This is a genomic window from Aeromonas sp. SrichE-2G, from assembly GCF_017939565.1.
Lineage (GTDB): Bacteria > Pseudomonadota > Gammaproteobacteria > Enterobacterales > Aeromonadaceae > Aeromonas > Aeromonas taiwanensis.
Window position 1 is genome coordinate 1,071,315 of record NZ_JAGKRG010000004.1, and the last position, 24,187, is coordinate 1,095,501.

At 66.0% G+C, this 24,187-nt stretch carries 23 protein-coding genes; 14 read left to right on the top strand and 9 right to left on the bottom strand.

The features are described 5' to 3' along the window. Positions 1 to 3 precede the first annotated feature (3 nt). Positions 4 to 1,455 (bottom strand): PTS cellobiose/arbutin/salicin transporter subunit IIBC, encoded by a 1,452-nt coding sequence (ascF, locus tag J9885_RS06845; protein ID WP_210548539.1) that lies wholly within the window; start codon positions 1,453 to 1,455, stop codon positions 4 to 6. 253 nt (positions 1,456 to 1,708) lie between these two features. On the opposite strand from ascF, the gene J9885_RS06850 reads away from it, so the two are divergent. Together J9885_RS06850 and miaE are read left to right on the top strand one after the other, a co-directional pair. Then, positions 1,709 to 2,719 carry a LacI family DNA-binding transcriptional regulator gene (locus tag J9885_RS06850; protein ID WP_210548540.1) on the top strand — a complete coding sequence of 337 codons (1,011 nt, stop codon included), beginning with the start codon at positions 1,709 to 1,711 and terminating at the stop codon, positions 2,717 to 2,719. A gap of 103 nt (positions 2,720 to 2,822) precedes the next feature. After that, entirely contained in the window at positions 2,823 to 3,581 is a 759-nt protein-coding gene (gene miaE, locus J9885_RS06855; RefSeq protein ID WP_043761008.1) for a tRNA isopentenyl-2-thiomethyl-A-37 hydroxylase MiaE, read from the top strand. Positions 3,582 to 3,722: 141 nt separating this feature from the next. Here the strand turns inward: miaE and J9885_RS06860 are convergent, their stop codons facing one another. From J9885_RS06860 to pspF, 6 genes are all read right to left on the bottom strand, one after another. Beyond that, complete coding sequence (locus J9885_RS06860; protein WP_043761007.1) at positions 3,723 to 4,508, bottom strand: ABC transporter ATP-binding protein; 786 nt, start codon at positions 4,506 to 4,508, stop codon at positions 3,723 to 3,725. Between the two features lie 82 nt (positions 4,509 to 4,590). Further along, the gene (locus J9885_RS06865; protein WP_043761006.1) at positions 4,591 to 5,589 is read right to left on the bottom strand and encodes an oligopeptide/dipeptide ABC transporter ATP-binding protein; all 999 of its coding nucleotides are present in this window, start codon (positions 5,587 to 5,589) and stop codon (positions 4,591 to 4,593) included. A gap of 79 nt (positions 5,590 to 5,668) precedes the next feature. Continuing rightward, a complete protein-coding gene (locus J9885_RS06870; RefSeq protein WP_134694970.1) occupies positions 5,669 to 6,562 on the bottom strand; it encodes an ABC transporter permease subunit in 894 nt (297 codons plus the stop codon). An 86-nt stretch (positions 6,563 to 6,648) separates the two neighbouring features. Next, entirely contained in the window at positions 6,649 to 7,608 is a 960-nt protein-coding gene (locus tag J9885_RS06875) for an ABC transporter permease subunit (protein WP_043761004.1), read from the bottom strand. A gap of 67 nt (positions 7,609 to 7,675) precedes the next feature. Continuing rightward, the gene (gene sapA, locus J9885_RS06880) at positions 7,676 to 9,271 is read right to left on the bottom strand and encodes an ABC transporter substrate-binding protein SapA (RefSeq protein WP_210548935.1); all 1,596 of its coding nucleotides are present in this window, start codon (positions 9,269 to 9,271) and stop codon (positions 7,676 to 7,678) included. 130 nt (positions 9,272 to 9,401) lie between these two features. Further along, positions 9,402 to 10,448 (bottom strand): phage shock protein operon transcriptional activator, encoded by a 1,047-nt coding sequence (pspF, locus tag J9885_RS06885; protein WP_210548541.1) that lies wholly within the window; start codon positions 10,446 to 10,448, stop codon positions 9,402 to 9,404. Positions 10,449 to 10,644: 196 nt separating this feature from the next. On the opposite strand from pspF, the gene pspA reads away from it, so the two are divergent. From pspA to hutW, 12 genes are all read left to right on the top strand, one after another. Further along, entirely contained in the window at positions 10,645 to 11,319 is a 675-nt protein-coding gene (gene pspA, locus J9885_RS06890; RefSeq protein WP_043761001.1) for a phage shock protein PspA, read from the top strand. Positions 11,320 to 11,322: 3 nt separating this feature from the next. Next, a complete protein-coding gene (gene pspB, locus J9885_RS06895; RefSeq protein ID WP_042075503.1) occupies positions 11,323 to 11,559 on the top strand; it encodes an envelope stress response membrane protein PspB in 237 nt (78 codons plus the stop codon). Continuing rightward, positions 11,556 to 11,960, top strand: coding sequence for an envelope stress response membrane protein PspC (gene pspC / locus J9885_RS06900; RefSeq protein WP_043761000.1), 405 nt, complete (start codon positions 11,556 to 11,558; stop codon positions 11,958 to 11,960). Before pspB ends, pspC begins: the two co-directional genes overlap by 4 nt. Positions 11,961 to 12,064: 104 nt before the next feature. Further along, positions 12,065 to 13,471 (top strand): YcjX family protein, encoded by a 1,407-nt coding sequence (locus J9885_RS06905; protein WP_210548542.1) that lies wholly within the window; start codon positions 12,065 to 12,067, stop codon positions 13,469 to 13,471. 30 nt (positions 13,472 to 13,501) lie between these two features. Next, a complete protein-coding gene (locus tag J9885_RS06910; RefSeq protein ID WP_210548543.1) occupies positions 13,502 to 14,524 on the top strand; it encodes a TIGR01620 family protein in 1,023 nt (340 codons plus the stop codon). 168 nt (positions 14,525 to 14,692) lie between these two features. Further along, entirely contained in the window at positions 14,693 to 15,487 is a 795-nt protein-coding gene (gene phhA, locus J9885_RS06915; protein ID WP_210548544.1) for a phenylalanine 4-monooxygenase, read from the top strand. Between the two features lie 42 nt (positions 15,488 to 15,529). After that, complete coding sequence (locus J9885_RS06920; RefSeq protein WP_210548545.1) at positions 15,530 to 15,868, top strand: 4a-hydroxytetrahydrobiopterin dehydratase; 339 nt, start codon at positions 15,530 to 15,532, stop codon at positions 15,866 to 15,868. A gap of 142 nt (positions 15,869 to 16,010) precedes the next feature. Continuing rightward, positions 16,011 to 17,558 (top strand): transcriptional regulator TyrR, encoded by a 1,548-nt coding sequence (tyrR, locus tag J9885_RS06925; protein ID WP_210548546.1) that lies wholly within the window; start codon positions 16,011 to 16,013, stop codon positions 17,556 to 17,558. Between the two features lie 189 nt (positions 17,559 to 17,747). Continuing rightward, on the top strand, positions 17,748 to 18,296 hold the full coding sequence (locus tag J9885_RS06930) for a YfiR family protein (protein WP_210548547.1): 549 nt from the start codon (positions 17,748 to 17,750) through the stop codon (positions 18,294 to 18,296). Then, the gene (locus J9885_RS06935) at positions 18,293 to 19,522 is read left to right on the top strand and encodes a diguanylate cyclase (protein ID WP_210548548.1); all 1,230 of its coding nucleotides are present in this window, start codon (positions 18,293 to 18,295) and stop codon (positions 19,520 to 19,522) included. The genes J9885_RS06930 and J9885_RS06935 overlap by 4 nt, the downstream gene beginning before the upstream one ends. Before the next feature lie 33 nt (positions 19,523 to 19,555). Next, positions 19,556 to 20,044 carry an OmpA family protein gene (locus tag J9885_RS06940; RefSeq protein ID WP_210548549.1) on the top strand — a complete coding sequence of 163 codons (489 nt, stop codon included), beginning with the start codon at positions 19,556 to 19,558 and terminating at the stop codon, positions 20,042 to 20,044. A gap of 282 nt (positions 20,045 to 20,326) precedes the next feature. After that, positions 20,327 to 21,700 carry a heme anaerobic degradation radical SAM methyltransferase ChuW/HutW gene (gene hutW, locus J9885_RS06945; RefSeq protein WP_210548550.1) on the top strand — a complete coding sequence of 458 codons (1,374 nt, stop codon included), beginning with the start codon at positions 20,327 to 20,329 and terminating at the stop codon, positions 21,698 to 21,700. Positions 21,701 to 21,759: 59 nt separating this feature from the next. Here the strand turns inward: hutW and xseA are convergent, their stop codons facing one another. Next, positions 21,760 to 23,121, bottom strand: a complete 1,362-nt coding sequence (gene xseA / locus J9885_RS06950; protein ID WP_134694961.1) for an exodeoxyribonuclease VII large subunit — start codon at positions 23,119 to 23,121, stop codon at positions 21,760 to 21,762. Between the two features lie 107 nt (positions 23,122 to 23,228). Beyond that, on the bottom strand, positions 23,229 to 24,128 hold the full coding sequence (locus J9885_RS06955; protein WP_210548551.1) for a DMT family transporter: 900 nt from the start codon (positions 24,126 to 24,128) through the stop codon (positions 23,229 to 23,231). Positions 24,129 to 24,187 lie beyond the last annotated feature (59 nt).

Consider the following 24,187-nt stretch of genomic DNA (forward strand, 5'->3'; position numbering starts at 1 on the left):
GGATCACGCGCTGGCCTGTGCCCGGGCGCCCGCGAGGGCCTGGGAGGCGTCGGTCTGGCGCTCGGTGTTCTCTGCCGGTATGTCGTCGAAGCCCATCAGCAGGGTCAGCACGAAGGAGAGCACCACGGAGAGCGCCATCACGCCGAACACCCAGGCGATGCTCATGGGATTGGCCGGATCGAAGAACTGCACGCTGGTGAAGAGGCCGGGGGCCGCCATGGAGTGGCTGGCGAGACCCGCCATGCCGGCGACGGCGCCGCAGATGAAGCCGCTGATGAGGCTCGCGATGAGCGGGCGCTTGAGACGCAGGGCGACGCCGTAGAGGGCGGGCTCGGAGATCCCGGCCATGATGGCGGAGGCAGCGGCGGCTAGGGCGGTCTGGCGCAGCTCCGGGTTGCGGGTTTTCCAGGCGACCGCGAGGGAGGCACCGCCGAGGGAGAGGTTGGCACCTATCTCGGAGGGCATCACCATGCCTTCCTTGCCGGTCTCGGCGATGGTCTGGATGATGGTCGGGGTGAAGACGCGGTGCATGCCGGTCATCACCAGCAGGGGCCAGAGCGCACCCATGATGGCCACCGACAGCCAGCCCAGGTAGTCGTGGACGGTGTAGACCAGGCCGGAGATGGCGGTCCCGATCCAGATGCCGACGGGGCCGATGAACAGGATGGCCAGCGGCGCGGCGATCAGCACGATCAGCATGGGTTTGAGGAAGTTCTTGGTCACCGCCGGGGTGATGCGATCAACCCAGCGCTCGATATAGGAAAGGCACCAGGTCATCACCAGGGCGGGGATGACGGTGTAGGTGTATTTGACTGCGGTCACCGGGATGAACGCGAAGGTCACCTGCTCTCCCTGGGCGGCCCTGGCCATCAGATCGATGAAGCTCGGGTGCACCAGAACGCCTGCGATGGCGATGGCCAGCGACATGTTGGTCTTGAACTTGATCGAGGCGGAAGCCGCCACCATCAGGGGCAGGAAGAAGAAGGCGCCGTCGCCGATGGCATTGAGGATGATGTGGTTGGGGGAGGTAGCCTCCACCAGACCGCTCATGCTCAGCACCATGGCCAGCAGCTTGAGCATGGAGCCGCCGATGATGGCCGGAATGAGCGGCGACATGGTGCCGATCAGGGCGTCAAGGATGGCGGCCCCGATGCGGCGCAAGCTGAACCCCGCGTTGCCTTGCACCGGCGCGGGCTGGATATCGGCCGGCAGCAGGGCGATGACCTCGCGATAGGCGTGGGAGACGGTGTTGCCGATGATCACCTGGCACTGGTTGTCGGCCTGTACCACGCCGAGCACCCCCGGGGTTGCCTTGAGCCCGGGGCCGTCGACCCGGGCCGGGTCTCTCAGCACGAAGCGCAGGCGCGTCATGCAGTGCGTGACGGCGACGACGTTGTCGGTACCACCGAGGGCGGTGATGACAGTACTGGCCAGAGCCGCATAGTTCTTTGACATCGAGGTTGATCCTTTTACCAAGTGGGTCCTGCTTCTGTTCACCACAGCTGATGGCGAGAGAAGGGGGATGAAACTGCATGTGGAACCGGTTTCACATAGAGTGCGAGCTTTGCGTTGGCGACACAAGTCCCCGGGGCCGACATTGTGCAGATCCGTGAATGGGATCACTGAAGGGGGGCTGCATCGCCATTCTTGCTACGACAAGCGGGGGAGGGTGCAGTACACTGCGGCCCGTCGAATAAAGGGGGAACATATGACGACGATGCTGGAGGTGGCAAAGCGGGCAGGGGTGTCAAAGGCGACGGTCTCCCGCGTGCTGTCGGGCAATGGATACACCAGCCAGGAGACCCGGGATAGGGTGTTTCAGGCCATCCAGGAGAGCGGCTATCGCCCCAACCTGCTGGCCAGGCAGCTGGCGACCCGGCACAACCAGACTCTGGGGCTGGTGGTGACCAACACCCTCTATCACGGCGGCTACTTCGGCGAGCTGCTCTCCCACGCCGCGCGGATGACGGAGGCGCGGGGACGCCAGCTGATCCTGGCGGACGGCAAGCACAGCGCCGACGAGGAGCGCCAGGCCATCCAGTACCTGCTCGATTCACGCTGCGACGGCATCATCATCTATCCGCGTTTTCTCAGTGTCGAGGAGATGGACGAGATCATCGAGCAGTATGACCAGCCCATCATGGTGCTCAACCGGCGCTTGCCCCGTCACCCTGCCCACTGCGTCTATGCGGATCAGCAGGGGGCGGCCGAGGCCGTGGTGGACAGCCTGGTGGCGATGGGACACAGGGAGATCGCCTTCATCACCGGGGCGGCGGAGTCCCCCACCGGCATCGAGCGGCTGGCCGGCTATCGCCAGGCCCTGCAGCGCCACGGTATTCCCCCTTGCGAGGAGCGGATCGTCGCCGGACGCTGGACCCCCGCCTGCGGCGCGCAGGGGGTATCGACCCTGCTGACGCGGGGCGTGCGCTTCAGCGCCCTGGTGGCCAGCAACGACGACATGGCCATCGGTGCCATCAAGCAGTTGCACCAGCAGGGCATAGGGGTGCCGGAGGCAATCTCCGTCATCGGGTTCGATGACATCGCCGTGGCTCCCTACACCATCCCCTCCCTCTCCAGCGTCAAGATGCCGGTGACCGAGATGATCAAGGAGACCATAGGGCGACTCATCGCCATGCTGGAGGAGGCAAGGCCCGTGGCCGGCGTGCCCTTCGCCGGTGAGCTGGTGCGGCGGGACTCCCTGCGGGAGCGGAATGCCTGATCGGCAATTGCACCGGGGAGGTGGGCAGGCTTTGCGGGATCCGTTAGCATAGGCGCCCCCGGCGCTGCGGCGCCGCGTGTCGTATCAACAGATGAGAGTTCAGATGGATGACCTGCTAGCCCCCGTTCGCCAGTTCCTGCATTGTGAGACCCCGGATGAGTGGGTGGAAATGGCGCGGGATCCCGCCCAATTGCCGACCCTGCTCATCGATCACGCCAACTGCGAGAACAAGGCGGCCCTGACGGCCCACAGCCTGGTGCGCCGCTACTGCCTGCCCAAGGAGAAGCGCCACCTGCTGCCCAAGCTCGAATTTTACCGTGAGCTGGACGCCATCCCCGAGAAGGCGGAGATCCTCGGCAAGCGGACCATGGGCGAGTCGGAGCGCAGCGTGTTTGCGGAGCTGGAGCGCAACCCCCTGCTGTTTCCCATGGTGCGCCTCATCCAGGAGGAGCTGCACCACTTCGAGCAGGTGCTGGAGATCATGGCCGCGCGCGGCATCCCCTACGGGCCCGTCACGGCCTCCCGCTATGCCCGCAGCCTGCTGACCCACGTGCGTACCTACGAGCCGGCGGCCGTGGTGGACAAGATGATCATCGGCGCCTACATCGAGGCGCGATCCTGCGAGCGCTTCGCGAAGATTGCCCCCCACCTGGACGAGGAGCTGGGCCGCTTCTACGTCTCCCTGCTGCGTTCTGAAGCGCGCCACTACCAGGACTATCTGGCCCTGGCAGAGGAGTTCGCACAGGAGGACATCAGCGAGCGCATCGCTTTCTTCGGGCGCCTGGAGGCGGAACTCATCCGTTCGCCGGACTCGCAGTTCAGGTTCCATAGCGGACTGCCTGTCAGATCTGACAGTTGTTGAGGTAGTGGGGGCTGCCTACCATTGCCCTGTTCCTACTACGAGCGACGCAATCACTTTTGAGCGCAATCCCCCGGCGACTGATGCCACATCAGGCCGGGTTTTTTTATGTCTGCGAGAAGGGGGAGAGGGATGCCGCCGGGATCAGCGGCGGTATTCGTTGTTGTAGTTCTGGATGAGACGGCGGGTCACCTCGTGCTGGGGATCGGCGAAGACCCGCAGGGTCTTGCCGCGCTCCACCACCCGGCCCTCGTGCATCACCAGCACCTCGTCGCTGATGTGGCTGACGATGCCCAGATCGTTGGCCACCAGCACGTAGCTGAGCCCCATGGTCTCCTGCATCTCCAGCAGCAGGTTGATGATCTGGGAGCGCACCGAGATGTCCAGGGTCGAGAGGGCCTCGTCGGCCACCACTATCTTGGGGTTGAGGATGAGCGCCCGCGCCAGCCCCACCCGCTGCTGCTGGCCGGCGGAGAGCATCTGGGGGTAGAAGAGCGCGTGATCCGCCAGCATCCCCACCATGCGCAGGGTCTGGATCACCTTCTCCCTGCGCTCCTCCTCGGTCATCTCGGTGTTGAGCCGCAGCGGCGTTTCCAGGATCTGGCCGACCCGGATCTTGCGGTTCAAAGACGTATTGGGATCCTGGAAGATCATCCGCAGCAGCTTGCAGCGGGTCTGATAGTCACCGTGGACCATGGGCTGCCCCTCGATGGCGATCTCGCCGCCGCTCGGCTCTATCATGCCGGCCAGGATGCGTGCCAGGGTGCTCTTGCCCGAGCCCGCCTCCCCGACGATGGCCAGGGTCTGACCCACCCCGAGATCGAACGACAGCGGCTTGATGGCCTCCACGGCGCGGCGCCGGAACAGGCCGGTACGGTTCTGGTAGGTCTTGCACAGGCCCCTGACCTGCAACAGGGAAGGTTCGGTCACGACGTGATCTCCTTGCGTGTGGTCGCCGGGAAAAGGGGCTGGCAGGGCGGGCAGGTGCCCCGGGTCATGGTCTGGTGCCGGTTCATTTCTTCGGGTCTTCCATGTTGAGCGGGAAGTGACAACTGAACTGATGTCCCTTGACCTTGCTCATCAACGGCGTCTGCACGCACTGCTTCTGGGCGTAGGGACAGCGGGGGCCGAGGCGGCAGCCGATGGGCAGGTGCTGCAGCGGCGGGATGACGCCGGGCAGGGTCTCGAGCCGGGACTTGTGGCGCACCAGCTTGTCAAAGTCGGGGATGGACTTGAGCAGGGCATCCGTATAGGGGTGGTGAGGGGACTCCAGGATCTGGTCCCGGGTGCCCACCTCCACCATCTGGCCGCAATACATGATGTTGAGGGTGTCGGTCAGGTTCGCGATGGCGGCAATGTCGTTGCTGATGATGAGGATGGTGGTGTTGCCCAGCTTGTTCATCTTGTCCAGCAGTCGCAGGATCTGGGAGTGGGTGGTGGACTCCATGGCGCTGGTGGGTTCGTCCGCCACCAGCAGACGCGGCTGGTTGGCAATGGCCATGGCGATCATCACCTTCTGGCACATGCCGTCCGACAGCTCGTGGGGATAGGCCCGCATCACCTTGCGGTGATCCTTGACCCCCACCCGGTGCAGCAAGGCGATGGCCCGTTTCTTGCGCCACTGGAAGCGCTGCCAGAACTTGCCGGCGAAGGCGCTGGTGGGGATGGCCTCTTCGAGCTGGGTGCCGATCTCCTCCGAGGGGTCGAGGCAGCTGATGGGATCCTGGAAGATCATGGCGATCTCCCGGCCCATGATGCGGCGCCGTTCCTTGGGGGCCATGGTCAGCAGATCCATGTCGTTGAAGCGCATCCGGTCGGCCCGGACCGTCCAGTTGTCCTTCTGGATGCCGACGATCACCTTGGCAACCAGGCTCTTGCCGGAGCCCGATTCCCCCACCAGGCCGCGGATCTCCCCCTCGTTCAGGGTCAGGCTGACCCTGTCCACCGCCTTGACCTTGCCCTGGGGCGTGTCGATTTCGATGGTGAGGTTGCGTATGTCGAGTAACGGCATCAGTGGCGCTCCTCATGGTGGCTCAGGGGAGGGCGGCGCGCGCCCTGGTGGATATGGCCGGCATTGAGCAGGGGCATCATCAATCATTCCCCTCTTTGAGCGCTTCGCGAATGCCTTCACCCACCAGGTTGGTGACCAGCACGCTGAACAGGATGGCCATGCCCGGCAGGGTCACGGTCCAGGGTGCCAGGTAGATGAGATCGCTCGAATCCGCCAGCATGGCGCCCCACTCCGGCTGGGGGGACTGGGCTCCGAGGCCGAGAAAACCCACCGCCGAGATGTCCAGGATGGCCGCCGAGAGGGTACGGGTGGTCTGGGTCACCAGGGTCTCTACGATGTTCGGCAATATGGCCAGGCGCATGATCCGCAAGGGCGGTGAGCCGTCGAGGCGGCTCGCGATGATGTACTCCTTCTGCATCTCGGCGTGGACCGCGTTGTAGGTCGCCCGGATGAAGGGGGGGATCAGCGCCAGCGTGATGGCGATCAGGGTGTTGAAGAGGCCGGGCCCCAGGATGGCCACGACGATGATGGCCAGCAGCAAAGAGGGGATGGAGAGCAGGGTATCGAGCAGGTGATGGAGCACGCTCGATTTCACCCCCTTGCTCATGCCACCCAGGATGCCGATGGCCGAGCCGACGACGAGGGCGATGACCACCACCACCAGGGCGTTGCCGAAGGTGAGGCGGGCGCCCGCGACGAGGCGGGAGAGGATGTCGCGCCCCAGATCGTCGGTGCCGAGGAAGTAGTCGATGTTGCCGATGCTGGCCCAGGAGGGGGCGAGCAGCAGGTGGTCGCTGTGCTGATCGTCGATGCCGTAGGGGATCACCAGGGGGCCGATGAGGGTGATCAGCAGCAGCAGGCCGAAGCACCAGAGCCCGGCCATGGCCAGCGGATTTCGCCGGTAGGAGGCCCAAGTCTGCTCCAGGGGAGAGAGGATCTTGAGCTCCGGATAGATGTTCGATTTATCGTGCATGATGCAGGTTCCCGCCCTGATTGCGAGGGTCGTCAACAGGGTGTTGCATGGCGTACGTTACCCCGCGAAGGGCCTGGGGCGCGCGGTCAGTCTTGTCGTGCATAGAGTTCCTTGCGCCTTGCCGGGTACATGATGGTGGTCAGCAGCTCGGTACTGACGCTGATGAAGATGACGAAGCTGGCCACCACCAGGGAGGCGCCGCGGATGGCGGCATAGTCCTGCAGCGCGATGCTGCTCACCAGCCAGCGGCCGATGCCGGGCCAGTCGAACACCACCTCGGTGATCATGGCGGAGGTGAGCACGCTGCCCAGCTGCAGCCCGAGCAGGGGCAGCACGGGGGGCAGGGCGTTCTTGAGGCCGTGGCGCCAGACGATCTGGCGGCGGGAGAGGCCGCGGCTGGCCGCTGCCTTGATGTAGTTCTGCTTCATCACGTCGATGAGGGAACTGCGCACGTGGCGGATCACCTCGGTGGTGGGCACCACGGCCAGCACCAGGGAGGGCAGCACCAGGTGGCGCAGGGCATCGTGCAGTGCCTCTTCCCGCCAGGGCTCCTGGCTCATCAGCACGTCGACGATGGCGACCCCGGTGATGGAGGGGACGTCGTAGAGCAGGCTGATCTGGCCGGAGGAGGGCAGCCAGCCGAGATCCAGCGAGAAGAACATCACCATCAGGAGGGCCAGCCAGAAGACGGGCACGGCATAGCCGAGGAGGCCGGCGGCCATGATGGAGAGATCCAGGCTGCGGCCCTGGTAGAGGGCGGCCAGGGTGCCGAGGGGGATCCCCACCAGCAGCGAGATGGCGAAGGCCGCGAGACAGAGCGCCAGGGTCGCCGGGAAGTAGCGGCGGATCTCGTCCAGCACGGGCTGGCCGGAGACGCTGGAGAGGCCGAAGTCCCCCGCGAAGATCCGCTGCAGAAAGTCAGGGTAGCCGTGCCAGAAGTCCAGCACCTGGGTGATGAGGCGAAACTCCAGCAGGTAGGCCCCCAGGGTCAGCACCAGCAGGGTGATGACCAGCAGGGTGATGCGGCGCAGGATATAGAAGAACATGCTTATGCCTCCAGGTGCGGCCGTGCCGCCGGGCGAGCGCCGCCGATGGGATGGATATCCGACATGTTCACTCCCGATAGGCCTGGTTGAAGGTGGTGCCGCCGAAGGGCATGAGCATCAGTCCCTGGACGTCGTTGCGGCTCACCTGGGTGCGCAGGGCATGGGCCAGCGGGATGAGCGGCAACTGCTCGTTGAGCAGGGACTGGGCATAGTAATAGTTGCGCAGGCGGAAGGCGAGCTGCGGGGTGGTCACCGCATCGTCCAGCAGCTGATCGAAGGCCGGGCTGCACCAGCGGCTGTAGTTGTTGCCCCGCTCCACGGCGGCGCAGCTCAGCAGCTGGCGGAAGAAGTTGTCCGGGTCCGCGTTGTCGGCGATCCAGCCGGAGAGCAGGCTGTCGTACTGCCCCCGGGCGAGCCGGGTCTCGATGACCGGCCAGGCCTGCTGCACTATCTTGAGGCTCACCCCTATCTTGGCGAGATCGCTGCGCATCAGCTGGGCGGTCTTGAGGCCGTCCGGGTTGTAGGGGCGAGCGCCGGGCTGCACCAGCACCTGCATCTCGAAGCCGTTGGGGTAGCCTGCGTCCTTGAGCAGCTGGCGTGCGAGCCTGAGGTCCGGCTTGCGCTGCGGCAGGGAGGGGTTATAGCCCCAGGAGAGCGGCGGCAGCAGGCTGGCGGCGCTCTGGCCCGTCTCGAAATAGACCGCCTGCAGCAGGTTCTGCACGTTGATGGCGCTGGCGAGGGCCTGGCGCACCTGCACCTTGTTGAAGGGTGCCTTGCGGGTATTGAGTGCGAGGAAGGCGACATTCATCCCGGACTGCACCGACAGATTGAGGTGGGTGTCCTTGCCTATCACCGACAGCTGGCTGGCGGAGGGGGTGCTCATCACATCGCACTCGCCGGTCAGCAGCTTGGCCAGACGCTTGGAGGATTTGGGGGTGATGTCGTAGATGAGCTGCTCCACCTTCGCCTCGCCGCCCCAGTAACCGGGGTGGCGCAGGTAGCGCACGAATTCGTTGTGGCGATACTCCTTGAAGCTGAACGGGCCGGTGCCGATGGGGCGGCTGTCCAGCAGTGCCGGGGTGCCGGCCTTGGCCATCTGCTCGCCATACTCGGCGGAAAGCACGATGGCGTAGTCGCTGGCCAGGGTGGCGAGGAAGGAGGCGTCCGGGCGGTTCAGCTCGAACACCACCACCTGGGGGCCCTTCTTGTAGACCCGCTTGATGAGGCTGCCGAGCCCCAGGCCGTAAAAGTAGGGGTACTCGCCGCCGGAGACGTTGTGGTAGGGGTGGTGCTCATCGAGCAGGCGCTGCCAGGTGAACAACACGTCGTCGGCGTTGAAGTGGCGTGTCGGGCTGAACCAGGGCGTGCGGTGGAAGGTCACCCCCTTGCGCAGGGTCAGGGCATAGGAGAGGCCGTCATCGCTCACGCGCCAGTGGGTGGCGAGCGCCCCTTCGATGCCGAGGGTGTTGGCATTCACCTCGAGCAGGCGATCGTAGAGGGGGCGGGCGCTGGCATCCAGGGTCGGATCCGCACTGGCCAGCTGGGGATTGAAGGTTCGGGGTGCCCCTTCGGCGCAATAGATGAGCCCCGTTCTGGAGGCCTCGTCGCGTTTCTGACAGCCGCTGACCAGGACCAGGAAGCCGAGCAGCAGCGGGGTTAGCATTCTCATGTTGGAACCATGTTTTCAGACAAAGTTGCCCGCCAGAGGGCGGGCGCGTTGCGGGAGCCTGGCTGGCAGGCACTCCCATCGGGGTGGCGAGCACCGTGATGCCCGCCGGCACAGAGGGGGCTCATCAGCCCATCTCCGTGTTGCCACCGTTCTCATCCCCGTCCAGCAGCTGGTATTTGCGCAGCATGCCTCTGAACTGGTGGTAGCTCAGGGCCAGCAATTGAGCCGCTTTGCGCTGATTATACTGGGATTGCTGCATCGCTTGCTTGAGTAAATTAATCTCGTATTCCGCCACCGCTCCCTTGAGATCCAGGGGCAGGCCGGGGGCCTGGGCCCCGTTCACCGGCGCCGCCTCGCTGGCCACGGGCGCGGCCTTGCCGGCGGCGCGGGGGCGCCAGGGGGAGTCAAAGGGATTGAGCACCAGCTCCGCCAGCGGCAACTGCGGGTTGCCCTGGCGGTAGAGGCTGCGCTCCACCACGTTCTTGAGCTCCCGCACGTTGCCGGGCCAGGGGTAGTCCAGCAGCAGCTGGGTCGCCTTGCGGGAGAAGCCGGCAAACAGCGGGTAGCCGAGCTCCCGGGTCATGCCGTGGGCGAAGTGCTCCGCCAGCATCAGGATGTCCTCGCGCCGCTCCCGCAGGGGGGGCAGGGTGATGACGTCGAACGCCAGCCGGTCCAGCAGATCGTGGCGAAACTGCCCCTTGTCGGCCAGCGCCGGCAGATCCTCGTTGGTAGCGCACACCAGGCGCACATCGACCTTGAGGGCCTTGGCACCACCGACGCGCTCGAATTCACCGTACTCGATGACCCGCAGCAGCTTCTCCTGCACCCGGGCACTGGTGGTGGCCAGCTCGTCGAGGAACAGGGTGCCGCCGTCGGCCCGCTCGAAGCGGCCCTGATGGCGCTTGGCGGCCCCGGTAAAGGAGCCCGCCTCGTGGCCGAACAGCTCGGTTTCCAGCAGGCTCTCGCTCAAGGTGGCGCAGTTGATGGTGACAAAGCTTTGATCCCAGCGATCCGAGAGATAATGTAGGCGGTGGGCGATGAGCTCCTTGCCGGTTCCCCGTTCGCCGATGATGAGCACGGGCTTGCGCAGCGGCGCAAGGCGCGAAGCCTGCTCGATGATTTCTAGAAACGCGTTGGACTCACCCAACAGACTCTCCGTGGCCGTGGTCATCCCTGCCCCTGTTCGTTGAAAAATCTGGTTAATCTTACCAAAAGTTGGTTATTTTAATCATCTCTTGTTTCCGGGGTACTTGAATCTCAGCGAGAGTGCCCATATAAATCAACAAGTTAATAATTGTTCCAGATTGGCACACAAGTTGCCATTGTCAATGGAGAAACAACCCGATGCCTATCACAGGAGTACAATCATGAGCATTTTTTCCCGCCTGGCCGACATCATCAACTCCAACCTGACTTCCCTGCTGGACAAGGCGGAAGATCCCCAGAAGATGGTGCGTCTGATCATCCAGGAGATGGAAGATGAACTGGTGAAGGAGCGCTCCAACCTGGCCCGCTTCCTCGCGAACCAGAAAGAGATCGGCCGTCAGGTCAGCCGCCATCAGGAGCGGGTGGCCGAGTGGCAGGGCAAGGCCGAGCTGGCCCTGACCAAGGGGCGCGAGGATCTGGCCCGCGCCGCCCTCATCGAGAAGAGCAAGCAGACCGAGCTCGCCGATGCGCTGCAGCGCGAGCTGCAGGCGGTGGACAGCGGCATCGACAAGCTGGGGGAGGAGATCCGCCAGCTGGAAGCCAAGCTGGAAGATGCCCGTGCCCGCCAGAAGGCGATGGCCATTCGCAGCGAGGCCGCCAGCAGCCGGCTGAACGTGCAGAGCCAGGTGGCCCGTGGCGGCAGCCAGTCCGTGGTCAGCAAGTTCGAACGCATGGAGCGCCGCATCGACGAGATGGAGGCCCGCGCCGATCTGGGCCAGTCCGATCAGGCGCTTGCCCAGCAGTTTGCCGAGCTGGAGGCGGACGATCAGATCAGCCGCGAGCTGGAGGCCATGCGCCAGAAGCTCGGTCAGAGTGACAGCAAACAGGGGGAGTAACAGATGGAAGATCTGCTGGGTGTGTTGATGGTTCCCATGGTGGTCTTCATGGTGGTGGTGGCCCCCATCTGGCTGGTGCTGCACTACCGCGCCAAGGGGCGGATCGGTGCCGGCCTTGCCGACAGCGAGCGGGAACAGCTGCAGGGGCTGCTGGCCCGTGCCGAGAAGATGCAGGAGCGGGTCGGTGCCCTTGAGTCGATCCTGGATGCCGAGGTCCCGGGCTGGAGGAGCAGGGTATGACACAGTGGAGCAGAGAGGGACGCAACCTCTATCGTGACCCCCAGCAGGGCAAGATTGCCGGGGTCTGTGCCGGCCTTGCCGACTACTTCGGGGTGGAGACCTGGATCGTGCGGCTGCTGGCCATCAGCGGTCTCATCTTCGCCGGCTTCATCACCTTCACCGCCTACATCGCCGCTTGGTTCCTGCTCGACAAGAAGCCGGTCACCCTCTACGGGGAGCAGGAGGGGGAGTTTGCCGAGGTGCGCATGAAGGCGCGCACCTGGCAGGCGGGCATCACCCCCCATCAGGCGCTGGGCCGCATCGCCCGCGAGCTAGACACCCTGGAGCCCAGGGTGCAGCGGCTCGAGAAGCTGGTGACCTCCAAGGAGTTCACCCTGCAGCGCGAGTTCAACAAGCTGTAACGACCCCGGGCCGCGGGGCACACGCCTCGCGGCCCGTCTCATGGCCCCTCTCATGACGTTGCCGGGGCCACCCAGAGGTGACAACAGGGGGAGACAGACCCGCCTTGATACGCAACAAACTCGAACACTCCTGGTCCGTGCTGCAGCACAGGGCCTTTGAGGTGGTGAACCGGGCCCGGGATCGCCACATCCGGCTGGCGGTCACCGGCCTTTCCCGCAGCGGCAAGACCGCCTTCATCACGGCCCTGGTGAACCAGCTGGAGCACGCGGCCATCGACGGCCGGCTGCCCCTCTGGGATGCCCAGCGCCAGGGGCGGATCCTGGGGGCCCGCCGGGTGCCCCAGCAGAATGCCCACATTCCCACCTTCCCCTACGAGCGGGGCCTGGACGCCCTGTTCGGCGAGCCGCCGGCCTGGCCCGAACCGACCCGGGGGGTGGCCGAGGTGCGCCTCGAAATTCGCTATCGTACCCGCCACCCCCTGCGCAGGCACCTGGGGGAGATCTCCACCCTCTACGTGGATCTGGTGGACTATCCGGGGGAGTGGCTTCTGGACTTGCCCCTGCTCGAGCTCGATTACGCCCAGTGGAGCGAGCAGGTGCGCGAGCAGCTGCGCCGCCCCGAACTGCAGGCCCTGGCGGCAGACTGGCTGACCCCCGGCTGGCAGGCGGAGCAGGCCTTTGAGGAGCGGGCCGCCAGCGAACTGGCCGCCCGTTATACCGACTACCTGCACGCCTGCAAGCGGGAGCTCGGTCTGCACCTCATCCAGCCGGGGCGCTTCGTGCTGCCGGGGGAGTATGCCGGTGCGCCGCTGCTGCAGTTCGTGCCCTGGGTCTGGGATGCCCCGGCCCAGACCCCCGTCGATGGCACCCTCTACGCCACCTTCAAGCAGCGTTTCGAGCAGTACAAGCAGCACCTGGTACAGGGCTTCTACGAGCAGCACTTCGCCGGTTTCGATCGCCAGATCGTGCTGGTGGACTGCCTGCAACCCCTGAACGCCGGCGCCGCCAGCTTTGGCGACATGCAGCAGGCCATCGCCCGCATCATGGAGAGCTTCGCCTACGGCAAGAGCAACTGGTGGCGCCGGCTGTTCGCCCCGCGCATCGACAAGCTGCTGTTTGTGGCGAGCAAGGCGGATCACGTCACGCCGGAGCAGCACGGGCCCCTGGTATCCCTGCTGCAGCACCTGGTGAGCCGTGGGCGGGGTCAGGCTCGCTTCGAGGGGATAGAGACCGAGTGTCTGGCCCTCGCCGCCATCAAGGCCACCGAGGTGGGCAAGGGGCAGGCGAATGGCCGCGAGTTCCCGGCCATTCGCGGCACCAGCCTGGCCGGCGAGCCGCTGCTGCTCTTCCCGGGGGAGGTGCCGTCCCAGATCCCGCCAGCCCAGTGGTGGCACACCCAGGGTTTCGATTTTCAGGGGTTTCGCCCTTTGCCCATGAGCGCCCATGAGGCGCTGCCCCATATCCGGCTCGATGCGGCGCTGGAGTTCTTGCTCGGGGATCACCTCGAATAACCGGCACCGCCCGAAGGAGCAGACAACAAGATGAACGATCAGATCAAACCGGCGCCGCTGCAAGGCAAGGTGATCCTGGAACCCGCCCAGGCGGCGCAAGAGCGACCGCCTGCCCCTGCCCAACGGCTGGAGGAGGAGAGCTTCGAGCGCCTCGAGGAGCTCGACGCCCTGACCGAGGTCGAGCCCGCCCTCACCGTCAGGCCGCGTCGCCGCCATCGTTTGCTGGCCTGGGGGCTGGGGGCGGTCGGCCTGCTCTCCCTGGGTCAGTTCGGCCTCTTCCTCACCGAGCAGTTTACCTCCTCGCCATTCTGGGGCGGGGCCTGGTTGCTCGCCTCCGGTCTGGTGGCGGTGGGCACCGCCGGGATGGTTGGGCGCGAGTGGCTGCGCCTGCGCACCCTCAAGAAGCGGCAGGACGTGCGCTCGCGGGCCGAAGACCTGCTGGCCCATCAGGGGGTCGGGCAGGGGCAGGCGTTCTGCGAACAGCTGGCCGAGCGCAGCGGTGACAAGGGGCGGGAGGGGTATCGCACCTGGCTCGCCCAGCTCGACGAGAGCCACAGCGATCGGGAGGTGTTGACCCTCTACAGCCAGCTGGTGCTGACCGAGCGGGACAAGCTGGCCCAGGCAAGGGTGGCGAAATGGTCGGGGGAGGCCGCCGTGCTGGTGGCCCTGAGCCCGCTCGCCACCGTCGACATGATGCTGATGCTGTGGCGCAACCTGCGGATGATCGAGGACATCGCCGATGTCTACGCCATCGAGCTCGGCTACTGGAGCCGCATTCGCCTCATCCGCCAGGTGTTTCGCAACATGCTCTACGCCGGCGCCACCGAGCTGGTGACCGAGGTGGGCATGGATCTGCTGGGGGCCGAGCTCACCGCCAAGCTCTCCGCCCGGGCGGCGCAGGGGGTGGGGGCCGGGCTGCTCACCGCCCGTCTGGGCCTGCGCACCATGGAGGCGTGCCGTCCGCTCCCCTGGTGCGCCGACGAGAAACCGAAGCTGGGCGAGCTGAGAAAGCGACTGATCGGCCAGCTGGCGGGCTACCTCAACAAGGCGTGAGCCCGTCGGCACCCGGGTGCGAATGTCACAAAATATTTACAATTATCAACGGCAGCCGACCTCGGGGTCGGCTGCTTTTTTGAGGGGCAAACCGTTACAGTGATCCCATGGTCAAGCGGCCAGTCAGCACCCGGATGGCGGGGCGGCACCCAGAGGATGGAAGCACTCATGGCAAGTCTCTACACGGCGCATCAGCCGGATGAACAGGGCAGGATCCACTACACGGACGAGGAGCACGGCACCTGGCAGATCCTGATCGAGCGCCAGCTCGCGGCCCTGGAAGGCAAGGCCTGTGACGAATACCGGGCGGGTCTGGCACGGCTTGCGCTGCCCCGGGATCGCATCCCGCAGCTTGGTGAGATCAACGCCGCCCTGACCCCCGCCACCGGTTGGTCGGTGGCCGCGGTGCCCGCCCTCATCTCGTTTGATCGCTTCTTTTCCCTGCTGGCGGATCGCCAGTTTCCGGTGGCCACCTTCATCCGTCGCCGGGACGAGCTCGACTACCTGCAGGAGCCCGACATCTTCCACGAGCTCTTCGGCCATTGCGCCATGCTGACCAACCCGGCGTTCGCCCATTTCACCCACCTCTATGGCCAGCTCGGACTCAACGCCAGCAAGGAGGAGCGGGTCTATCTGGCGCGGCTCTACTGGTTCACGGTGGAATTTGGCTTGCTGCAAGGGGCGGGGGGGCTGCGCATCTACGGGGGCGGCATCCTCTCCTCCATCGGCGAGACCGCGTATGCGCTCTCCGGCAAGCCCGTGCTGCAGCCCTTCGATCTGCTGGAGATCCTGCGCACTCCCTATCGCATCGACATCATGCAGCCGGTCTATTTCGTGCTGCAGGATCTCGACACCCTTTACCGTCTGTCGCCGCAGGCCATCATGGACGCCGTGGCTCAGGCCCGTCGCCTCGGCCTGCGTCCGCCACACTTTGCACCCGTTGCCGGCAAGCAGGCGAGTTAACCCGTTTTCATGTCCCCCCTGTTTCAATGAAAGGAGTCCCGAATGTCCGAACTGGCGAGTCAACGATGCGAGGCGTGCCGCGCCGATGCCCCCAAGGTGAGCGAGCAGGAGCTTGGCGAGTTGATGCATCTCATCCCCGACTGGCAGCCCCTGGTGGTCAACGGTGAGCTGCAGCTCAGGCGTGAATTTGTGTTTCGCAACTTCAAGGAGGCGCTGGCCTTCACCAACCGCCTCGGCGAGCTGGCGGAGGCGGAGTTCCACCATCCGGCGATCCTGACGGAGTGGGGCAAGGTGACCGTGAGCTGGTGGACCCACAAGATCGGTGGGTTACATCGCAATGACTTCATCATGGCGGCGCGCACGGACGAGTTGCTGAAGTAATCGCCGTAAAAACACGGCACAAGATGGGCCCGCCCGGTGAAAACGGGGTGGGCCCGCATTTTTATGGGGGAGCGCTCGCACTGGCGGGATCGAGTCTGTATTATCCGGTCATTCAGAATGTTAGCTAGGAAGTGTGTGCCGAATGCGTCTTGAAGTCAGCTGTGAAGACCGCCTGGGCCTGACCCGGGAACTGCTCGATCGACTGGTGGAGCACAACATCGATCTGCGCGGCATCGAAATCGATACCTCAGGCATCATCTATCTCAATTTCCCCGAGTTGGAGTTCCGGGATTTCCAGCACCTGATGCCGGAAATCCGCCGTATTCCCGGCGTCTACGACGTCAAGACCATCCCCTACATGCCCTCCGAGCGGGAGCACCACGAGATAGAGGCCCTGCTCAAGGCGCTGCCCGACCTGGTCTTCTCCCTCGACAGCAAGGGGCGGGTGACCCAGGCCAACCAGGCCGCCCTCACCACCCTCGCGCTGCCGCCGGAAGAGGTGCGCGGCGTGGCGCTCGGCTCCCTGGTCAAGGGGTTCTCCTTCGCTCGCTGGCTGGAGGCGAACGAGATCAAGCCCCAGACCTGCAAGCTCAGCCTCGGCGGCGAGGAGTACCTCGGCGATCTGATGCCGCTGTTCGTGGCCGAGGAGAAGGGCAGGCAGGCCCTGGCCGGCGCCGTGGTGGTGCTCAAGTCCGCCCGTCGGGTCGGCATGCACTTCAGCGCCCTGCACGCGGTGGAGGTGGGGGGCTTTGAACACCTGCAGGCCGAGAGCCAGAAGATGAAGGAGGTGCTGGCCCAGGCGGCGAAGCTCGCGATGCAGGATGCACCGCTGCTCATCGTCGGCGAGACCGGCACCGGCAAGGAGCTGCTGGCCCGGGCCTGCCACGGTGCCAGCCTGCGCTCCAGCCACCCCTTCATGGCGCTGAACTGCGCGGCCATGCCGGACAACGTGGCGGAGAGCGAGTTGTTCGGCTATGCCCCCGGCGCCTTTGGCAACAACACCGAGGGCAAGCGCGGGGTGCTGGAGCTGGCGAGCGGTGGCACCCTGATGCTGGACGAGATCGGCGACATGTCCCCTCATCTGCAGACCAAGTTCCTGCGGGTGCTGCAGGACGGGGTCTTTCGCCGGGTCGGCGACGAGCAGGAGGTGAGGGTCAACGTGCGCTTCATCTGCACCACCCAGAAGCAGTTGCTGGATCTGGTGCACGAGGGCAAGTTCCGGGAAGACCTCTACTACCGCCTCAACGTGCTCAGCCTGGCGCTGCCGCCACTGCGCGAGCGCAAGGCGGACATCATGGCCCTGGCCCAGCAGTTCGTCGCCCGCTTCGCCAGCGAGTTGCAGCGCCCCAAGCCGCGCTTTACCCGCAACATGGCCGAGTACCTCACCGCCTACCGCTGGCCGGGCAATGTGCGCCAGCTGCGCAACTGCCTCTACCGGGCCATGACCCTGCTGGAAGGGGACGAGCTCGGCCCCGAGCACGTTGATCTGCCGGTGGCGGCCGATGCCATGCCCCTTATCGACGAGTGGTTCGAAGGGGGGCTCGACGAGGCGGTGAAGCGCTTCGAGAGTCGCCTGCTGGAACGCCTCTATCCGGCTTTCCCCTCCACCCGCCAGCTGGCCAAGCGGCTCGGCGTCTCCCATACCGCCATTGCCAACAAGCTGCGCGAGTACGGGATTGGCAAGAAGTAGCGGCTGAGCTGCCCGTGGCGTGCGCTGACGCGCACCCCGGGCGGCACTGCGACACCCCGTGACGCACCCTGTGTGCGGGCGGATGGGGCAACCCCCTCGGGCTGATAAGCTCGGTACGACTCCCTTCAGGCAATCCCTTCATGGGCGTCGGCCCACCCTATTGTCGACGTGAACATAAGTGCGGACATCATGCAGTTGTTGTCTTTCATCCGGATTTTTGTGTGGCTGTTGCCACTGGGCTGCACGCTGGTGCTGGCCAATGCGGCCGTGGCGGCGACCTCGGCCGAGCTTCGCAGCGAGCTGGTGCGCCAGACCGTGCTCGACATCCTCAGCTACACCCGCTGGCCCAAGGAGCCTGCAACGCTTCGACTCTGCATCGCAGCCCCGACGGAATATGCCGGCGCCCTCTTTGCCATCACGCGGCAGGCCAACGGTCGCCCGGTGGAGGTGCATCGCTACGGGCTCGACGAGGAGGCGCTGGTCCGGCGCTGCGATGTGATCTATCTGGGGGTGCTGGCCCCGGAGCAGCGTCTCCCCCTGTTCGAGCGGCTGCAGGGGCACGCCATCCTCAGCATCAGCGAACAGAGTCGGGAGTGCATCGCCGACGCTGTCTTCTGCCTGCAGCCGGGCACGGAGCGGGTCCGCTTTCGGGTCAACCTGGATGCGCTCGCCCGCAGCGGCGTGCGGGTGCACCCGGCCGTGCTGAAGCTCGCCAAGGCAGACGAGGGCGCACGATGATGACCTCACACGCCAGCCCCAGGCTCACCCTGCGACAGAGCCTGGGTCGCACTCACATGATGATCTCCCTGACCGCCGTCTGCATGGCGGGCCTGTTCCTGACCGTCACGGCGCTGCTGGCGCTGCGCCTCTATGCGGATCACAACCTCGAGCTGGTGGCCCGCGCCATCAGCTACACCGCAGAGGCCGCCGTGGTGTTCGATGACGAGGAGGCGGCGAAGGATGCCCTGGAGACCATCACCTCCCGGGAGGATATCGCGAGCGCCAGCATAGTGCTGCCCGATGGCCAGGTGCTGGCAAGCTGGCGCCGTGCCATCACCACCCCCTGGACCACCCTGGAGCAGCATCTGGCCCGCCTGATCCTGCCGGGGCCGGTGGAGCTGGCCATGGTGCGGGAGAGCCGGGAGATAGCCCGGGTGCACCTGGTGGGTCACGGGCAATACCTGCTGCGCTTCCTGCTGCAGACCCTGCTGGCGACCCTGGTGTGCCTGCTGCTCAGCATCCTTGGGGCCCTCCATGTGGCGCGGCGCATGCAGCGCTCCATCACGGCGCCCCTCAAGGCCCTGGCCGAGGTCGCCTACAGCGTCAGTCGCCAGCGCGCCCTCAAGCAGCGGGTGCCGGCGGCCAACATCGCCGAGCTGCACGAGCTCGGGGAGGACTTCAACACCCTGCTCGACGAGCTGGAGGCCTGGCAGGCCCACCAGAAGCGGGAGAATGCCAGCCTGCTGCACCGGGCCACCCACGACGCCCTCACCGGCCTGCCCAACCGGGCCCTGTTCGAGGCTCGGCTGGGGCAGGCCATCCAGGGGGATCAGGAGCGCTTCGCCCTGCTCTATCTCGACTGTGATCGCTTCAAGCAGATCAACGACAACCTGGGCCACGGGGTAGGGGACGAGGTGCTGGTCGCCCTGGCGCGGCGGGTGCAGCATCAGCTCAGACCGCTGGATCTCGTGTGCCGCCTCGGGGGCGACGAGTTTGTCATCCTGCTCGCCCCGATCCGGGACGAGCACGAGGTGCACGAGGTGATGGGGCGGATCCAGCAGGGGATGGGCACCCCTGTGGTATTGAGCGACGGCCGCCACCTCGGGGTGGGCATCAGCATCGGCGCGGCCCTCTACCCCGAGCAGGGGGAGACGGCGGAGGCCCTGCTGCAGTTCGCCGACGACGCCATGTATCAAGCCAAACGACAACGTAAGGAGGAAGAAGCACACAGGAGAACCACGTGAAGTTGAACCGGACATAGTGAAAGGACCATAACAATGATCATTTTGAAGGCGCTAAAAACCGGGCTTGTTGCGCTGCTGCTGGGAGTGCTGGCCGGGTGCCAGAGTGCGCCCCAGGGGCTCACGGCGGAACAGATCGCCACCCTCAGGGAGCAGGGGTTCCACCTGACCGACGAGGGCTGGACCCTGGATATCTCCAACAAGGTGCTGTTTGCCAACAATGTCGGGGCCCTCACTCCCCAGACCCGCCAGGTAGTGGAGCGTCTTGGCAAGGCCCTCATCGACGTGGGGCTGAACCGTGCCAGGGTGGACGGTCACACCGACTCCAACGGGGAGGCGAGCTACAACGAGCAGCTCTCGCTCAAACGGGCCCGCTCCGTGGCCGATGTCCTGATGTCGGTGGGGATGCCACCTGCGAACCTGGACATCCGCGGCCGGGGTGAAGCGGCGCCCATCGCCGACAACGGCACCGCCGCCGGACGAGCGGAGAATCGCCGGGTCGCCATCGTCATCGACAACGGCTGAGCCATTTCGCCCCTTGCGTCGGCATGACGAGGCTGTCTCTGATGTCCGACTGCGTGTGTGATACCACTCTCCTGCCGGGGAGTGGCTCTCTTTCTCCTCCAGCATTGTCTTTCCCTTTCTTCTATTCATCCCGCTGTTTCCGCACACGCTTCGACGGCGTTGAACCTCCTCCGCTCCTGAGAATCCTGGCTGAGCACCCCAGGTCCCGAACTTGATCCAGCACAAGGGGGCTCTTGTTGATATTGGTTATCATTTGCATTATTTCAGATGGTAGCCACAGTGATGACCCCCCTGTTTACCCCGACCATGACGGGTCTTGCGACCCCGGATCCCCTCGCATTCGCCTTCACCGCCAAGACCTCAGCCCACGCCAGCCGCGGCGGTGCCGGGCCCCTGATGCTCGACGAGGCGGGCTGGCAGGCCTGGTGGCAGCAGCCGAGCGAGGCCGAGGCGCGGGCGCTCTACATCCACGTCCCGTTTTGCCGCAAGCGCTGCAGCTTCTGCAACTTCTTCGAAAATGGCGCCAATCCGGCGCGCATGAGCCGCTATATGGCGGCCCTCTGCGAGCAGCTGACCAGGGCGGCCAAGACCCCCTTGGTGCAGAGCCGGCCCTTCTCCGCCGTCTATGTGGGCGGGGGCACGCCCACCGACATGGCGGCGGACGATCTGGCTCGTTTGGCCAATGCCATTGGTCGCTTCCCCCTGACTTCGGATGTGGAGCTGACCCTGGAGGGGCGCCTCAACGGTTTCGATGACGCCAAGTGGGAGACCGCGCTGGCGGGGGGCTTCAACCGCTTCTCGTTCGGGGTGCAGAGTTTTGATACCCGCGTGCGCCAGCAGGCGGCCCGCTTCGATGACAGGGAAACCCTGCTGGCCCGGCTAGGGGCGCTGTCCCGCCACGACGAGGCCGTCATCGTGGCGGATCTCATCTTCGGTCTGCCCGGCCAGGACGACTTCGTGTGGCGTCAGGACGTTGCGGACGTGATGGCGAGCGGCGTGCACGGGGTGGATCTCTACCAGCTCATCGCCATGGCGGGCACCAACCTGGCCCGCGCCGGGGAGAAGGGGACATTGGGCTGGGCCGCCGATGGCCCGCAGCGGGCCGCCATGTATGCCCAGGGCGCCCAAACGCTGGAGGCGGGTGGCTGGCAGCGCCTCTCCTGCAGCCACTGGCGGCGCACCCCCGCCGAGCGCAGCCGCTACAACCAGATGGCGAAGTGCGGCGCCGAGATCCTCCCCTTCGGGGCGGGGGCGGGGGGCAACATTCACGGCCACGGCCTGATGCAGGGGCGGGATCTGGCCGCCTGGCACGAGGCACTGGCCGAAGGGCGACGCCCCCCTGGCATGGTGATGGGGCCGAACCCCGATGTGCGCATCGATGGTCTGCTGCGGGGAGGCCTGGACGCGGGCTGGCTGGATCTGACGTGCCTGCCTGCGCCGCTGCGGGCTCATCTGCTGCCGCTGTTCGAGCGCTGGCAGGCGCACGGGCTGGCCGAGCTGGGTCAGGAGCGCCTTGAGCTCACCCTGGCGGGGCGCTTCTGGAACGTCAATCTGCAAGCTGGCTTGTTCGAATATCTGCAGTCAAACCCATTGGGAGGAGAGGCGGCGACCCCCGCCGTTCATCCGGGCGGGACTCTGCATCGTTCGCGGGGGTAGCTGGCAGGGGCCAGACGAGGAGGGAAAGAAAGGGGGGCCGCTTGACGGCCCCCCTTTCGTTACTGGTTGTGCACCTCTTCCACGCGCACCCGCAGCTGGCCCTCGGCCAGGGTGGTGACCAGGGGCTGGCCGACGTTCACCTGGGCGGCGCGGCTGATCACCTCGCCGGTCGGGGTGCGCACGATGGCGTAGCCGCGTCCCAGGGTGGCCAGCGGGCTGACCCCGTCGAGGCGTGCGCTCAGCATGGCGAGGCGGTGCCCGGCCACATCCTGGCGCCGGGCGATCAGGGCGTGGAGCCGCTCCTCCGCGAGCTGGTGGCGGCGCTTGCCGGCGGCCAGCAGTTTCTCGGGGCTTTTGGCCTGCAGGCGCAGCTCAAGATTGGCCAGGCGTCGCTCCCCCTGATGCAGGCGGCTTGCCAGCAGTTGCTGCAGGCGGGCGGACAGCTCGTCTAGGCGCTGGGACTGCTGCTCCAGCCGACGCTTGGGATCCTGGTGGTCGAGCCGCTTTTGCAGCAGGGCGAAGCCGTGGCGGGCGGCGGTCTGGTGGCGGTTCATGGCCTGGGTGAGCCGCTGGTGCAGGTGCACGAGGCGCTGGGCGCGGGCACTCCTGTCCGGCGCCACCAGCTCGGCGGCGGCGGAGGGGGTGGGGGCGCGCAAGTCAGCGGCAAAGTCGCTGATGGTGACGTCCACCTCGTGGCCCACGGCGCTCACCACGGGGATGGCGGAGCCGTGGATGGCACGGGCCACCGCCTCCTCGTTGAAGCACCAGAGATCTTCGAGCGATCCGCCGCCGCGCCCGACGATGAGCACATCCACCTCGGCGCGCCGGTTGGCAAGCATGATCGCCGAGACGATCTGGGCGGTGGCGGCGCTGCCCTGCACCTGGGTCGGGTAGATGAAGACGGGCAAGTCCGGTGCGCGGCGGCGCAAGACGGTCAGCATGTCGTGCAGGGCGGCGCCGGTGGCCGAGGTGACCAGACCCACGGCGCGGGGCTCGCGGGGCAGGGGACGCTTGGCTCCCTCGTCGAACAGCCCCTCGGCCCCGAGGCGGCGCTTGAGCTCCTCGAAACGCAGGGCCAGCATGCCGTCCCCGGCGGGTTGCATCGACTCGATGATGAGCTGGTAGTCGCCCCGGGGCTCATAGAGGGAGACTCGCGCCTGCACCAGCACCTGCATGCCGTCCTGGGGGCGGAACGGCACCCGGCGGTTGTTGCCCTTGAACATGGCGCAGCGCACCTGGGCCGACATGTCCTTCAAGGAGAAGTACCAGTGGCCCGAGCTTGGCATCGCGAGATTCGAGAGCTCCCCGGTCAGCCACACCAGCCCCAGATCCTGCTCCAGGATCATGCGCACGGCGCTGTTGAGGCGGGTGACGGTAAAGATCTGCTGCTTGTTCTGGCTGGATTGGTTGAGCTGATTCAAGGCTGGCCCTGCTGTGGTGTCCGCCGGGGCGGGAGAAACGATGGGGGCCATCTTACCCCAGTTGTGCCCATCTGCCGAGCCATGGGGCCCGGCAGATGACACTCAGCCTAGGCTTGCGCCCTGGCCGGCTTGGCGTGGCTGGTCACCAGCCAGACCGCGAGGCAGACCACGGCGCCGCCGAGCACGAAGCCGCCGGTGAGGGTTTCGCCAAGCACCAGATAACCCCAGAGGATGCCAAACGGCGGGATGAGGAAGGTGACCGTGAGGCTGCGCAGGGGGCCGATGTCGGCGATCAGCCTGAAATAGAGCAGATAGGCGAAGGCGGTGCAGAGGAGCCCGACCGCCAGCACGCTGGCCCAGACCCCAGGCTGGGCCCAGTCGACGGCGGGCCCGCTCGTCAGGCTGTAGCCGAAGAAGGGGAGCAGGAAGAGGACGGCCCCGATCTGGCTGCCGAAGGCCACCAGCTTGGCGTCCAGCCCGCCCCGCTCGGTGATCCAGCGCCTCGTCAGGAAGCCGGCGCAGCCGTAGCAGGCGGTGGCGATGAGGCAGGCGAGCACCCCGATGGCGAGCTGACTGCTCAATTCGACCTCCCCCGTGGTGGTGATGAGCCCGATGCCCACCAGTCCCAGCATGACCCCGGCCCATTTGCGCAGGCTGAGCTGCTCGTTGAAGAAGGAGAAGCCGATGAGGGCCCCCATCAGCGGCGTGGTGGCGTTGAGGATGGCCGAGTAGCCGGCGGGCAGCCAGAGGGCCGCCACGGCGTACATCAGGAAGGGCACGCCGGAGTTGATGATGCCGAGCACCATGATGGCTTTCAGCTTGCCGTGAAACTGCATGGGGGTGCGCAGCAGCAGGAGCATGGCGGCGAGCCCGACGAGGGCGAAGAAGACCCGCAGAAAGGTGGTGTTGATGGAGCCGAACGCCGGCGCCGCGATGCGCATGAACAGGAAGCTGGCGCCCCAGATGGCCGCCAGCGCCAGCAGCCTCCCATAATCCGATGGTCTCATCGTCTCTCCTTGAATGAACCGCCCGGTGCCCGGGATGGCAAGGGCGGCCCTGCATCATG

Coding starts and splice junctions, on each gene's coding strand:
- ascF (WP_210548539.1), bottom strand. CDS start 1,455: ATGTCAAAGAACTATGCGGCTCTGGCCAGTACTGTCATCACCGCCCTC.
- J9885_RS06850 (WP_210548540.1), top strand. CDS start 1,709: ATGACGACGATGCTGGAGGTGGCAAAGCGGGCAGGGGTGTCAAAGGCG.
- miaE (WP_043761008.1), top strand. CDS start 2,823: ATGGATGACCTGCTAGCCCCCGTTCGCCAGTTCCTGCATTGTGAGACC.
- J9885_RS06865 (WP_043761006.1), bottom strand. CDS start 5,589: ATGCCGTTACTCGACATACGCAACCTCACCATCGAAATCGACACGCCC.
- J9885_RS06870 (WP_134694970.1), bottom strand. CDS start 6,562: ATGCACGATAAATCGAACATCTATCCGGAGCTCAAGATCCTCTCTCCC.
- J9885_RS06875 (WP_043761004.1), bottom strand. CDS start 7,608: ATGTTCTTCTATATCCTGCGCCGCATCACCCTGCTGGTCATCACCCTG.
- sapA (WP_210548935.1), bottom strand. CDS start 9,271: ATGCTAACCCCGCTGCTGCTCGGCTTCCTGGTCCTGGTCAGCGGCTGT.
- pspF (WP_210548541.1), bottom strand. CDS start 10,448: ATGACCACGGCCACGGAGAGTCTGTTGGGTGAGTCCAACGCGTTTCTA.
- pspA (WP_043761001.1), top strand. CDS start 10,645: ATGAGCATTTTTTCCCGCCTGGCCGACATCATCAACTCCAACCTGACT.
- pspB (WP_042075503.1), top strand. CDS start 11,323: ATGGAAGATCTGCTGGGTGTGTTGATGGTTCCCATGGTGGTCTTCATG.
- pspC (WP_043761000.1), top strand. CDS start 11,556: ATGACACAGTGGAGCAGAGAGGGACGCAACCTCTATCGTGACCCCCAG.
- J9885_RS06910 (WP_210548543.1), top strand. CDS start 13,502: ATGAACGATCAGATCAAACCGGCGCCGCTGCAAGGCAAGGTGATCCTG.
- phhA (WP_210548544.1), top strand. CDS start 14,693: ATGGCAAGTCTCTACACGGCGCATCAGCCGGATGAACAGGGCAGGATC.
- J9885_RS06920 (WP_210548545.1), top strand. CDS start 15,530: ATGTCCGAACTGGCGAGTCAACGATGCGAGGCGTGCCGCGCCGATGCC.
- tyrR (WP_210548546.1), top strand. CDS start 16,011: ATGCGTCTTGAAGTCAGCTGTGAAGACCGCCTGGGCCTGACCCGGGAA.
- J9885_RS06930 (WP_210548547.1), top strand. CDS start 17,748: ATGCAGTTGTTGTCTTTCATCCGGATTTTTGTGTGGCTGTTGCCACTG.
- J9885_RS06935 (WP_210548548.1), top strand. CDS start 18,293: ATGATGACCTCACACGCCAGCCCCAGGCTCACCCTGCGACAGAGCCTG.
- J9885_RS06940 (WP_210548549.1), top strand. CDS start 19,556: ATGATCATTTTGAAGGCGCTAAAAACCGGGCTTGTTGCGCTGCTGCTG.
- hutW (WP_210548550.1), top strand. CDS start 20,327: ATGACCCCCCTGTTTACCCCGACCATGACGGGTCTTGCGACCCCGGAT.
- J9885_RS06955 (WP_210548551.1), bottom strand. CDS start 24,128: ATGAGACCATCGGATTATGGGAGGCTGCTGGCGCTGGCGGCCATCTGG.